This is a genomic window from Thiocapsa sp. C2-2m (assembly GCF_041903745.1).
Taxonomy (GTDB): Bacteria; Pseudomonadota; Gammaproteobacteria; order Chromatiales; family Chromatiaceae; genus Thiocapsa; species Thiocapsa roseilacustris.
In genome coordinates, this window is sequence record NZ_JBBWVD010000006.1 from 19,149 (window position 1) to 31,461 (window position 12,313).

10 protein-coding genes are annotated in these 12,313 nt (G+C 62.7%); 4 read left to right on the forward strand and 6 right to left on the reverse strand.

All coding sequences use genetic code 11. The features are described from left to right. Positions 1-10: 10 nt before the first annotated feature. The 5 genes from AADX97_RS05860 to AADX97_RS05880 all read right to left on the reverse strand — a co-directional run bounded on the left by AADX97_RS05860 (position 11) and on the right by AADX97_RS05880 (position 3,539). Positions 11-1,126, reverse strand: coding sequence for an OmpP1/FadL family transporter (locus AADX97_RS05860; protein WP_374233967.1), 1,116 nt, complete (start codon positions 1,124-1,126; stop codon positions 11-13). Then, positions 1,126-1,740 carry a fatty acid desaturase CarF family protein gene (locus AADX97_RS05865; protein ID WP_374233966.1) on the reverse strand — a complete coding sequence of 205 codons (615 nt, stop codon included), beginning with the start codon at positions 1,738-1,740 and terminating at the stop codon, positions 1,126-1,128. The genes AADX97_RS05860 and AADX97_RS05865 overlap by 1 nt, the downstream gene beginning before the upstream one ends. Then, positions 1,740-2,768 carry a patatin-like phospholipase family protein gene (locus AADX97_RS05870; protein WP_374233965.1) on the reverse strand — a complete coding sequence of 343 codons (1,029 nt, stop codon included), beginning with the start codon at positions 2,766-2,768 and terminating at the stop codon, positions 1,740-1,742. The genes AADX97_RS05865 and AADX97_RS05870 overlap by 1 nt, the downstream gene beginning before the upstream one ends. A 51-nt stretch (positions 2,769-2,819) precedes the next feature. Beyond that, on the reverse strand, positions 2,820-3,086 hold the full coding sequence (locus AADX97_RS05875) for a hypothetical protein (RefSeq protein WP_374233964.1): 267 nt from the start codon (positions 3,084-3,086) through the stop codon (positions 2,820-2,822). A 234-nt stretch (positions 3,087-3,320) separates the two neighbouring features. Then, complete coding sequence (locus AADX97_RS05880; protein WP_374233963.1) at positions 3,321-3,539, reverse strand: helix-turn-helix transcriptional regulator; 219 nt, start codon at positions 3,537-3,539, stop codon at positions 3,321-3,323. Positions 3,540-3,654: 115 nt separating this feature from the next. On the opposite strand from AADX97_RS05880, the gene AADX97_RS05885 reads away from it, so the two are divergent. From AADX97_RS05885 to AADX97_RS05900, 4 genes are all read left to right on the forward strand, one after another. Then, entirely contained in the window at positions 3,655-4,095 is a 441-nt protein-coding gene (locus AADX97_RS05885) for a helix-turn-helix domain-containing protein (RefSeq protein WP_374233961.1), read from the forward strand. A 214-nt stretch (positions 4,096-4,309) separates the two neighbouring features. Continuing rightward, the gene (locus AADX97_RS05890) at positions 4,310-5,236 is read left to right on the forward strand and encodes a tyrosine-type recombinase/integrase (RefSeq protein ID WP_374233960.1); all 927 of its coding nucleotides are present in this window, start codon (positions 4,310-4,312) and stop codon (positions 5,234-5,236) included. Between the two features lie 131 nt (positions 5,237-5,367). Then, positions 5,368-5,598, forward strand: a complete 231-nt coding sequence (locus tag AADX97_RS05895; protein ID WP_374233959.1) for a WGR domain-containing protein — start codon at positions 5,368-5,370, stop codon at positions 5,596-5,598. A gap of 584 nt (positions 5,599-6,182) precedes the next feature. Then, on the forward strand, positions 6,183-7,997 hold the full coding sequence (locus tag AADX97_RS05900; protein ID WP_374233958.1) for a tetratricopeptide repeat protein: 1,815 nt from the start codon (positions 6,183-6,185) through the stop codon (positions 7,995-7,997). Positions 7,998-9,083: 1,086 nt separating this feature from the next. On the opposite strand, the gene AADX97_RS05905 is transcribed toward AADX97_RS05900, so the two are convergent. After that, positions 9,084-12,101 carry a DUF2608 domain-containing protein gene (locus AADX97_RS05905; RefSeq protein ID WP_374233957.1) on the reverse strand — a complete coding sequence of 1,006 codons (3,018 nt, stop codon included), beginning with the start codon at positions 12,099-12,101 and terminating at the stop codon, positions 9,084-9,086. Positions 12,102-12,313 lie beyond the last annotated feature (212 nt).

Here is a 12,313-nt window from a genome sequence, read left to right on the forward strand (position 1 = left end):
AAGTGCTCCTTCACCAACTACGCGTGATGCCGGCGGCGAGGATGTCGCTGCCGGCGCTGTAATCGATCGGGGGATGCTCGCCTCGCCCGCCTGCAAACCAGATGTGGGCGTAGCTCAAGCTCAGGGTCCAAGGGCCGGTGCGGTAGTCGAGTCCTCCCGCCAGCCAGGTCCGATCGCTGTCGGGCAGACGTGGCGAGCGATGTGTGGCAGTTGCCACAGGCGACTGGTCCCACGCCGTACCGAGACGCCAGGTCCATGGCCCGATGACGTAATCACCTCCCAGGTCCAAGCGCCAGGTATCGCGCCAAGCGTGCTCCTCGATGAGACGGCTGCCGTCGGCAAGCCGGATGTCAAGCGCCTGCAGTCTGCTCCAACGTGTCCAGGACGCACCCGCCATAAGGACGAGCTGCGAGCGCGGAGCCCAACGTATCCCGGATCGCACGACCTCGGGCGTAGTGACGGGGACCGTGGCGCCCTGTGTGCCGTGCGGCGTGGTTGCCGTCCCGCTCAGCACATGATCGACAGCCGATCCGTAGGACAGCCCGAGGGCGAGCTCGGGGAGCGGGCTCCAGAGCACGCCGAAGGTCCAGCCGATGCCGGTGTCGTTGCCTTCGACTTTCGAGACACGATCGCCGAGCGGGGTCGGTATCGCCTGCGTCAGCTCTGCTTCGAAGGACTGGAGGAAAAGCCCGGCGCCGAGACGCAGGGTCGGCGTCACTGGATAAGCGCCTGCGATCTGAAAGCGGGCGGCCGCGATCTCGGAATGCAGTGCGTAATAGCGTCCGGACCAGTCGGAGGGATAGTCGGTGGCGAGGCCGAACTCCCCGTACACCCCGAGACCGATGCCGTGCATCGTGCCGAAGAGCGCCGGCACCGCCGCTTCCGTGCCCGCATCTTCCGGTTGAAGGTGATTCCACAGGTAGCTCAGGTTGGCGTTCAGCGTCGTAGCGGCCGGCACCGCTGCCGGGTTGAAGGCCACGGCGGAGGGCGCGATTACGGCCGCTTGACCGGCGTAGGCTCGCCCGAGGCCCGCGGCGTCACGCTCGATCAGGGCGAACCCGGAGCCGTGGCCGGGCGTGGCAGTCAGCAGGAAGGCCAAGACGAGGAGTCGTCGTGCCCCGTCCATCACGCAACCCTCGGATACCCCAAGCGCGCGAGCACGGCGCTCAATCTGCGGTCGAGCGCCACCGCATCGAACAGCGGATTGCTCCACCCGCTGACGATGGCGTAAGCGCTCCCGTGCGGCGGGCGATGGTGGGCGTCGTGGGCACGAGCCGAGACCACCAGCCCCAGGCGCTGCAGCGCGATCACCACCGGCCCTGGATCCGGGAGGTGCGACCAGCGGTGAATCACCTGCCCGAACCCCACGCCCAGCGCTACCGCGCACAGATAGAGCGCCCAGCCCGGAGCGATCCACCCAAGCGCGGCCGGTGCGCTCAACAGCAGCCAGGCCGGGAGAAGCAACGGCATGACCGGCGCCAGCACCTGCGACAACGACTCGCGCGTGATCTTCAGGCGGTCGGCATGATGCTCCTGGAAGCCGCGCGCCATCGCCGAGCGCTCGGCGCCGATGTGGTGATCGAGAATGACGTGGAAGACGTAGCTGCCCGCGTCGGCGGTTGCCCAGCCGGCGAGCAGGAGCAGGGGCCACCAGGCGGGAAGCGGAATCGCCTGCCACCAGAGTGCGCCCCATAAGAGGATCGACGAGAGCCACAGCAGGCTGTAGTAGCGCGCACACATCAGGCTACCGCCTCTTCGGTGCGGCTTTCCCACCAGCGCTTGTCGAGCGGCTTGCCCAACAGGCGACGCGCGAGTTGACCCAGACGTTGGTCGGCGCCGTCGGCCAGATGCGCCATCGCCACGGCCTGTAGCTCGTCGATATTCTCTATGTCGTCGAGGGGTGCGAGCCGTCCGGAGATCGATGTCTGAAAGCGCCAGTAATTCTTCGCCGGCAGCAAGGTGCGGGCGGTGACATGGTCGGTGCCGGTCGCGCCGGTCATGAGCGCGCGCATGATCATCGAGCCATGCCCGAAGATCGTTTTGGGAATCTGCGTTTGGCCCTCCGGCGGTGCCCCCGTACCGAAGCTCGCGACCACGACGTTCTCGAGCGGGACGGCCCTTCCGGTCCCCTTCGCGTGGCTCACGGATTCACTGATCGCGATCACAACCGGGTTGTTGGCGGTCATGCCTCCGTCCGCCATCGGATGCTTCACCCCGCTGTCGTCCAACGCCATCAGGTGCGGATCCCAGAACAGCGGGGCGGCGGTCGAGGCTCGGCACACCTCCCAGACCTTGAGGTTCTTGTGCTCATCCTTTGCGGAGGAGAACACATGCACATGCATGCTCTGGATATCGTAGCTGAGGGCCAGGGTCGGAGGGGTGAGGTCACCCATTCGGGTGTCTCTGAAGATCGATTTGAGCAGGGTCTCCAGCCCGGCGCTCTCGTACTTGGTCATGAGACCGGCCCTGGCGGCGATGCGCCGTCCCCGCTGCTTCATGGAGTGCGGCTTGGCGAAGGCGACATGGGCACCGTTCAGCCACATCTCGCGAGCCTGGCTCGCGGTCATACCCATTGCAAACCCACACCCGAGGATCGCCCCGACCGATGTCCCTGCGATCAGGTCGCAGTGGGCGTGCACGGGGCCGTTGAGGTAACGCTCCAGCCGCTCGATCCAGAGCACAGGAATTATTCCGCGTACGCCACCCCCGTCGATGGTCAGTATCCGGTAAGGCGTGGGGCGTAAACCGAGCGTTTCGGCAAAATTCATGGTTCCCTCCCTCCCGCCGGCCGAAGCCGGCGTCGCAGAAAGCCGATTTGGTCAGTGAGGAGCTGGGTCGGCCGACTCGACCAACATGCCTTCCAGGGACAGCATCACCTCGCCCTGCTGGATCATGATCAGATCACGGACACGTTCGATGGCCTCGTTGTCGGTGGCCGTGGCATCGATCGCCAACGTCAACTTGCCTTCGTCCGAGACCGTGATCTTCTTGACCCGGCATGTCAGGCCGGAGACGCGAATGGTCTCCATGGCTGCGGTCGAGGAATCACGACCACCGTCGGTGCGGAAGGTGCGTTCAGCGTTCATCAGCAAAGTCCTCATGTGATGAAGGATGCCCCGGCATCCTGTTGGGTGCCGGGGCCGGCAATCAGCGATGAGGATACAAATAGCACATTTTGGAAAAAATACTACTTTTTGTATTTTTTTGAACGGATCGAACTATCCCGACAACTGCCTCTACACCCATTCACCGATGCGCGAAAAGACACGTCACGTTATCCGATCGGTGCACTCCCTGACGCGGAGCCGCCATCGACAGGCTCAACGCACGGCTTCAGGCTGATCGTTGAACAGGTCGTGAACCCGGATCTCAAGCGCTTCTGCAATGGAGCTCAGCGTTTCGATGGTGGGATTGGCGCCCCCCGACTCCAGGCGACTGATCCAGGTCTGGGATAGGCCGGTGCGTTCCGCCAAGTCGTCCTGCGAGAGCCCGGCGGAAACGCGAAGTTTACGGAGATTCCTCGCCAATGTATTGGACATGTGCAGCTCCCTAGTACTTTAAGTGTGTTTGTAGCACTTTCGGTATTGAAAGAAAAGCCGTCATGGTTAACACTGTCAGTATTAAACCGGCAGGCTCCAACGATGCGGCAGATCCATGAACGGCGAGCGATTGCGAGACGCGCGGCGTCGTGCCGGGCTCACCCAGACCGAGCTCGGTCGGCGTGCCGGGCTCAGCCAAAGCATGATCGGAGCGATCGAGCGAAACGAGCGCTCGACGACCCCCGAGACCGCACAGGCTTTGGCCGATGCCCTGGGGGTCGCGCTCGACAGTCTGGCGGACAGCGCCCGTCATCTTCCGGACAGTCCGGATGCACTGCTGGAGAACCGGTATACCGCGGAGGGGCTGCGCGCGCTGGCCAGCGACCGGGTATTGGCGGCAAGTCTCGACATCCAACCCTCCGAGTGGCGCGCACTGCGCTCGCTGATCCTGCCGAGTGCCGCGACCAAAGACGGCTATGTCGCCCTCCTGATCACCATCCGGCTGGTCACCGGAGGGCGGGGCACCACGCCGCGAGACCCGATCGAAAGTCCCTGATACGTCTATGTGATTCTGCACACCAGACGCGCGGCCGACCATGCTTGAGCATCCTTTCTGAAATGCTGATTTCAGTAAGTATGCCTCAGGCGCATGGACACCGACGGGGTCGGTATCGAGGCGTGGAGTAGGGTATCGGGACGCGCGCAATCGGGCAGGGTTCTCGACGCCACACCCTCATCGAATAGCACTAGGAATCATTGGCTTGGGAAGCGTGGACACTTCGGACTACTGGACCGCACGCAAGGATTACCTCGACGACCTGCGCTTCACGCGCGGGGCTGCCGCGGGAACCTGCGCGGGCTATGCGTCGGACCTGAAGCTCTGGGGGGAGTGGCTCGACGAGCTCAAGCGCGACTGGCGCGATTGCAGTCACGTCCAGGTCGAGCAGTGGATCGGCTGGCAGACCCGCGAGCGAGGGGTCAAGCCACACATCATCGCCCGCCGCGTGTCGTGCCTGTCGTCCTTCTACAAGTGGGCGAAGAAGCGCGCGATGGTCGCCAGCGATCCCATCTATCTGGCCGACAAGCCGAAACGCCCGCAGCGTCTGCCGATCTGGCTCGATCGGGACGAGCAGGCGCGCCTCCAGGCGGTCGCGGACGACATCGAGGACCTGCCCGACAACCTCCACGGAGTCGCACGGCAACGCATCCTCGATGCGCGGCGCCGTCACGCCGTGCTGTTCGCGTTGATCCAGCATTCGGGTCTGCGGATCTCGGAAGCGCTGGGGCTCAAGGTCAAAGATGTTCGTATGATCAACCGCTTGGCCAAATCGGTCCGGGTGGTCGGCAAAGGCAACAAGGAACGGGTGGTGCCCTTGCCCGAGGCATTCGGGGCGGTCTTCGGGGAGTGGATCGCGGATCTACCGAAGGACAACCATGTCTTCGCGAAGGCTGTCGGCGAGGGCCCGCCCAGTCCGGTGGCGGTGCGCCTGTATCTGCGGCGCTTGGTCGAGCGCGCCGAGATCGACAAGCGCGTTACCCCACACAAGCTGCGGCACACCTATGCGACCAGGCTACTCGAGTCCGGGGCGCAGCTGGTCGATATCCAGGCACTCCTGGGGCACGTAAGCATCTCGACCACCCAGATCTACACGCATGTGACTGAAGATCGCATGGCGGATGTTGTCTCGAAGCTTTAGAAACAATACGTTACGCGAAACATGCGCGCCTACGCGATTTTCGGGGCACTCAGCCCACGCGAAACCGATTCTATGCGCGTAGCACCACCGGTAATGGATAGATTTTGACCGCAGGCGAGGAGGGTAGGGCGATGCAACGATGGGTCAACCCGGACACGGCAAGGTACTATCAGGCTGACCTGGTCGAGGATCTCTTCGGCGGCTGGTCTGTGGTCACGGCCTGGGGTGGCTTGGGGTCGAAGCTCGGGCGGATGCGGACTGCCTGGGTAGCGACGCGGGAGCAGGCGGAGAAGCGGTTGGGGGAGATTGCACGGGTAAGGGAAAGGAGGGGGTATCGGCCCGTCGATCAGCCCTACGGTTAATTCGAATGGACTTAAGGGGCAATACAGGTGAAAATGAAAATAATTGATTCCATAATTGGAAGTTTAGGCTCGTTCTGGTTGGAAAAAGCAATGAACGCATGGGTACGCTACTTGGTCTTTACACCAATGAGCTAATCGGCCGTGAACGATCCTAAGACGCTGCTCCATCAATCAGCGACACGAATCACCAACGATCCCGAATGAAATAGACGCGCCGACGGTTCTCAAGGTCGAAGATGGAAGTTCTCGTAACTGGTGCGATTGGTCGAACTGAGAGTTCGGACGTTAAACAGAATTAAACCTTGATCCGTCCCTCGGGGCGCGAGTGTCCAGACCACGAGCCGCCGAGAAGCATGTGTTCCGAGAACATTCATCACAGACGGGCGGGCGAGTCAGCCTCTTGGTAAAGGGCATGCCATTACCCATATCTCTTAAGTCGATATGTGTGCGGCACTGTAAGTGCTTGTCTGGGCGATCCGCTTGCTGCATCCACAGGGCTCGATGCCCCGGAATTTGGCCGCCTAAGCCACTGATCTGGCGAGTCCGGCCGACTTATGGGTAATGGCATGGGTAAAGGGTAGTCATTGGAAATCTTGTTAGAACGGTTACGCGACGATCAGCGCTGGCTGACCGAGCCGCGCTTCGCTGTCGTGACTTGGCCGACCGGGTTAACGGGCGTTTTCTCAACATTCGGGCAGACAGAAATCGCAGCGATATTTTTTTCAATCGCTTTGATCGGTGCAGCCCGTTTAACACTGTTTCGACTGCTGCCACATGAAACCTCGCGGCTGAGACAGGGGGAGCATGCCCTTGCGGCTGTGAGACCTGATGAGGCCATACGGGTTATGCGATTGCCGCTCGCTTTAGCCGGATCGCACTACCACCTTAAGCGTGCGTTATTACTCGTGTCTGCATATGTTAGAGAAGGGCAGTTCCTTGAGGCGCATGATGCGTTGTCGAGAGTAACTGAGCGCAGTTTATTACCCGATGAAATGATGCTTCTGCGCTGCGCTTGGGGCCGCTTGTTCTTGGCGGCTGGAAATCCCGCTGAAGCTCAGCGGCGACTTGATGGTTTATCGGTAGAGTACTGCGCACGCCAGTCCGAGTGCCTGCTTCTGAAAGGCAACGTAGCGCTACAACTTGGACAAGTCGGTGCAGCACGAGGTTTCTTGGAAAAGGGGTTGGACGCCAATCCATCCACCCGAGATCGGCTGCGTTTGTTGAATGATTTGGCTTTGGTCGAGCACGCTCAAGGCCGGACAGCAACACAATTAGAGCGGCTGCAAGCGGCGCGCTTGGTTTTCCGAGAAGCTCCGAGAGCGGACCTGACCGGGATCCTGCACCATAATTTGGCTATAGCACTTGTACGTGATGGGCAGCCAGACATCGCCCGTGAGGTGCTCCGCGAGGCATTGGCGGCCGGTGACAGTGCGAATCTACGGCATGTCTTGGAAGTGCTGAACAACAATCTATTGGCTGCGAGAGAGGCAGGCGATGACACATGGAAGCGGGCCGTTTACAAGGAGTTTGAGCGTCAATTGCCTCGGTTCAAATCGCTATCAGCACGCGAGCGATTGGCGCTGGACGTTAGTAGGCTGCGCATGCGCCGAAACGACGGTTATCCGCTCACGACGATCATTTATGAAGATCTTATCGAACGCTTGCTTAACGACTTGGAGCAGCTACCAATGGGCACCCCAGTCAGCGAGCGCATCGGAGCGTTGGGAGAGATCCAGCATGACCTGAAGCGAGAGATTGAAACACGGCCTCCATCAGCGAATAACGTAGCACTACACGCGTTAGCATGGCGCGTCACTCGGCGACTATTTGAGCACAAGTCTGACGTCGACGCGTATTTGCGAACTCTATCTCCCAAGCTGATCGGTCCGGTGTCGATCTGGCGCCGCTATCAGATAGACATGGACAAGGCTGGGATCTTGCTCGCAGGTAACCAAGAGGCAGCGCACGTCGCATTCTCCCGGCTTTTCGCGCATCTCCGCGAGCATGCCGAATGGCTAACCGAACAAGAAGCCCCTGCCGAGGCGATAACCACCTGGATCATCGTTTGTGATGAGTATGTCGCCTATCACGATCAATTGCCCCATTCCGCTCGATCTGCCTGGCGACAGGAGTATCTTCCGTTAGCCGAGAATGCTCTGGACAGGGCAGTTGGGTTGCTCGAAGTGCAGCCGCAGTTGCGCGATCATATGGATCGCGTGATTGGTGTAGCGTACTTCAGCTTCCGTCTGCGTGGAGATGTGGCGGCAGCTGAAAGGTGGTTGCAGATCCTCGATCAACTGAGGCCATCGCTGGATCAGTACGCGAGTTGGTTGCGTGATCAATACGCGTGGCTGCTGGACCGGTTACGGCCGGCCCGCGAAGAGGCTGGCGGTCAATGAAACTGGATGCCAGCACGTATGTGCTGATGTCCTTCAACGAACTGCGGACACGCCGCACAATGGCCTAATCCACGACCGTAGAAGAACATCAAATGATGACGGCAATCCACTGCATCCGTCTTCAATCCAACGCATCGCCCGCAACAGCGGGTACACATTGAGGATTTCAGTGAGCAGTCACGAATGTCCCGAGTGCGGGACACCGAAGCATCCACTCATGGCCTGTCCGGAGTGCGGATTCACCCACCGGTTGGCCGCGCAAAGTGCCCGGTCGGACACCATCGATTCGGGTCCGACGATAGCGTTACAACCGCCTGCGATGATTGCCTATCAGACCACGAGTAGCTCAGCTCCCGTCATCAGACACAAGCGTCGTCGCCTCACCGCAGTAGCCGGCTCGACGGTCCCCCGTTGCGCAGTCTGCGATAGCCCGGCCGTGCCCGGCGAGGCGCTGTGCGCGCAGCATAGAGAAGATGTGGGCCTAGTCGACTAGCCTACCCGGCGATACGGTCGCGGTTCTATCGACACGCATAGAAAAACGGGGCACACGGCCCCGTCGTCGTCAATTGGACGCGGCCGACGCCGCGCCGCAGAGGCATCAGGAGCCGCCGAGGATGGCGTAGGGCACAAGAGGCATCAAACAAATCGCCACAGCCATCCACAAGGCCCAGCGGTTACCCGAACGCAGTGCTTCATCGCTCATCGTTGTCACCTCGATTGGTCGATTGGTTGACGTTGGTCTGTCGTGCCAACGATCCCGAAGATTGGAACGGTCCAGCAGGCTTCAACGAAAACCGCAGACACTCCGTGGTCTTGGCCTAGCATTTTAGTTGGTTTTTATTTTGTGACCGATCTGAGGGTTCCCGACGGCTGACCATAACCGGGGATGCTTGCGTGCGCACCGAGTGGGTCAGGATGCCGGGGGAACAGGGCATGGCCGACGCGTCAGCCACCGCTCATTGTAGGTGTACCTGGAACTGGTGGATTTCGTGTAACGCGGTACGCGATCTATTCTGCCTCGGGTCAAGTCAGTTCGACAGGCCGGGGCGTACCGTCGCAGGCTCCTATGACCGTCGCGGCACCTCCTCACGGACACCCCAGCCCCCAAGCCCGACACACCAGCTCCGGATGGTCGACATAGGGATTGCGGTTGCCCTGCACCGCCTCGACGCGCTCGTTGCGCCGGCGCTCCCAATCGTCTGGCGGATCGATCCGGTGCCACACGCCAAGCACCTCTGGGCCGTCGCGGGTGATGCGATCGAGCGAGCCGGCGCGTCCCGGATACATGGTGTAGAAGTAGAGCACGGCGCGTGCAGCGTCGCCTTCATGGGCCTCGCGCGGCTCGAAGACGTCGGGGCGGTCCTCCGAGTAGGCATCGCGGTCGTTCTCCGGCGGGCTGCTCAACCGCGCCAGGGTGCCGTCGGGCGTTAAGCCGTACCAGCGTGCGGTGTCGGTGTCCGGGATCTCGCCGAACGGGTCGCTCCCACGCGCCGAGTTCACGTCCTTGTGTGTCGGGAAGAGGTGATGGAGGTCCGACACCATCGGGTCGCTTCTCCCGAAGAAGGACTGCGGAACCGTATGCTCGGCGTTGATGGGGTCCAGGAAGGTGGTCTCGCGCGCGGGCTGGCTGAAGCCGCTGTAAACGCCGTAGACCCGACCATCTGCGGCAACGTCGATGTGGGTATACATCGCCCGACGCGCGGCGTTGTACCCGAGGTTGCGGTGGCGCCCCTGATACCAGTGCTCGCGGAGCCAGTCCCGCAACGCCTCGCCGGTCAACTCCCCCGGAGGTTGCGGCGGTCCGCTCGGAGCGATGGCAACGGGCTCGGTGACGGGCGGCGGCTCGGGCGCCGCGGGGATCTGCGCTGCGCTCGGCAGTGGGATCTCCAGCGTCACCGGGCAATGGTCCGATGGGCGAGCATGCTCGGCGCAGTAGCCGACGTCGCCGTAGTCGCTCCCCGATGCGCGCAAGCTGCGCGGGTCCTCGCTGACCGCTTCAGCCCACTGCTTGCCGATCAGGAAGTGGTCGATCCCCTTGTGGCAGGTGCGTACCCGGTAGGTCCCGCCGTCCTCGGCGCGGCACGTGCGGTCCCGCCCGTCGATGTCTTGGCGCACCAGATACAGATAGGTCCCCTCCGGCTCGTTGTCGCTCCATTCCTTGAGGATCGAGCCGATGGCCGTCCCGGGCAGAATCGGATCGCGTGCGGCGGTGCCGTCGAGACGCGCCGGCATGCCCTCGCGCAGCTCTCGAATGAAGTCTCGGTTGAAGTCGCCGAGCACCATGAAGTCGCGGCCCGCACGCGCCTGCGTTTCGATCCAGCCCTCGACGGCCGGCACCTGATCACGCAGCAGACCGCAGCCATTCGCGACCGAGGCACGATAGGTCGCATTCGCCGCATCCTGATCGAAGTCGGGAGCACGGCAGGCACTTGCCGTGAGCCGCTCGAGCGCAGGAGCACTCACCGGATGGCCGCGACACGATGACTTGAGATGGACATTCAGAAGCGAAAGGGACTGATCGCCCGCGATCAGGTTCAGCACCAAGCCGGGCCGCGTGCGGTAGCTGCCATCGATGCAACTCGCCGGGTCGGCTGGATCCAAGCGGTCCGAGACCGCGCAGACCGACAGGGACTCCAACGGCTCCACAGACACAGCCGGGGCCAGCTCCCGCCGAACCGCGAAGGCCACGTTCATGGCGATCTCGGCCGGAGCGAAGAAGATCTCGTAGGTATCGGGCGGGAGGATCCGCGCGACGGCATCGGCATCGCTTACCTCCTGGAAGGCATAGATGTCGGCATCGAGCTCGGTTGCCCTTGCCCGCAGGGCATCGACCTTCTCGGCGAATGCCTCGGGGGTGCGCAGAGCCAACGCCTCCCGGCGGTCCGCACAGGGCCAATCCATGCCCGAGTGGGCATTGCAATAGGTCAGGGTTGGCGGCTTGCCGTCCGCTCGGGCGGCCTCGTCGTCCCAGTCGTGCGGCGCGCACGCGGCGACCCAGTCGGCAAAGACCCCCTCGCTCATCATGTGCTCGAGGTTCCACGTGGTGATCCGCAAGGGGCGGTCCGGCACAGCGACGGACGAGATCGTCGGCGACACCGGATCAGGCGTGACCGGCACGGCGACGTCCGCGATCGGCATGGTGCAATGCTCGGGCACGGCCGCACAAAGCGGCGCAAGACCCGCAGACATGCGGCCCCAGTCTCGGGTGGCGATCGTCTGCCGCTCGGCATCCTCGAGGAACGCCAAGGCGCTGGCCCGCTCCCGGTCGTAACGCCAAGCGCTCAGCGTCGCGGGCTGCCCCGCATAGGCGGCGGCCATCTCGCAGACATGGCTGTCGCGGTCGTCGAGGTACGCGATGGCACCGACCTGGGTGCCGAGGCGGTGCAGGAGGATCCGCAGCATGGCCCCTTTGTGCTGGCCGGCCACCATGTAGAGTCCGTCGCGATACATCACCGGACGGGGCACCTGCAGGCCGAAGGCGGTGATCTCCTCGGGCGTCAAGCCGACCGCGGCGGGCGCAGCCGGGTCGAGCGGTAGCGCCGCTTCCGCCAGTGCCGCTGGCGCAACCGGCGCCGTGCGTGTCAAATCGAAGCCGTTGCGGGAGAGCTCGCGGCGGGTCGCGCCGATGGTTTGCGGGTCGCGTGCGGTCAGCGCCAGCACGGGAAAGCCCAGATCCTGCAATGCACGCACCGCCTCGGCCATGTCCGGCTCGGTCGGTCGCATCGGTCGGGCGGCGAAGAGAAAGCGCTGCACCGTGAGCATCCCGTCGAAATCCGGTGCCACCTCGCCGGGATCGGGTCCCGGCTGCTCCAAGAGCTGCTTCTGCCAGCGATACCACTGATCCGAACCCAGATCGTCGATCCCTGCAAGCAAGGTGTTGTCGATATCCAGCACCACGATGACATTGGCAGGTTCATACTCATCGCCAAGCGCCAACACCGCATCCATGAAGGGCTCCGCACTCGAGGCGTTCCCGTCATAGGTCAAGGTCAGGCCGAGGTCGCCGACGGTCGGTGGGCAGACTTCGGTGGCGGCGGCCGGCAGCCCGCCGAGTCCGATCCCCGACCCAAGAATCATCGAAAGCAGGACATGACGGATGCACACGGTGCCACTCCAAAGTGATTCGCGATGAACCTGAACGATAGACTCGGGATTTGACGATTGGGTGACGGCAGTGGGCGCGTGCGTTGCAGACCTCGAAAAAGTCGTCGGACATCACCGTCCGATGACGGCACGACGCACGCCGTCCGTCGGCGGGCTAGCTTGTCGCCCCGGCTTATCCTGACTACGCTTACCCGTGCAGGGTGTTCGGAACG

Excerpts from the sequence above, each read along its gene's own strand:
- AADX97_RS05860 (WP_374233967.1), bottom strand. The coding sequence starts at position 1,126 with ATGGACGGGGCACGACGACTCCTCGTCTTGGCCTTCCTGCTGACTGCC.
- AADX97_RS05865 (WP_374233966.1), bottom strand. The coding sequence starts at position 1,740 with ATGTGTGCGCGCTACTACAGCCTGCTGTGGCTCTCGTCGATCCTCTTA.
- AADX97_RS05870 (WP_374233965.1), bottom strand. The coding sequence starts at position 2,768 with ATGAATTTTGCCGAAACGCTCGGTTTACGCCCCACGCCTTACCGGATA.
- AADX97_RS05875 (WP_374233964.1), bottom strand. The coding sequence starts at position 3,086 with ATGAACGCTGAACGCACCTTCCGCACCGACGGTGGTCGTGATTCCTCG.
- AADX97_RS05880 (WP_374233963.1), bottom strand. The coding sequence starts at position 3,539 with ATGTCCAATACATTGGCGAGGAATCTCCGTAAACTTCGCGTTTCCGCC.
- AADX97_RS05885 (WP_374233961.1), top strand. The coding sequence starts at position 3,655 with ATGAACGGCGAGCGATTGCGAGACGCGCGGCGTCGTGCCGGGCTCACC.
- AADX97_RS05895 (WP_374233959.1), top strand. The coding sequence starts at position 5,368 with ATGCAACGATGGGTCAACCCGGACACGGCAAGGTACTATCAGGCTGAC.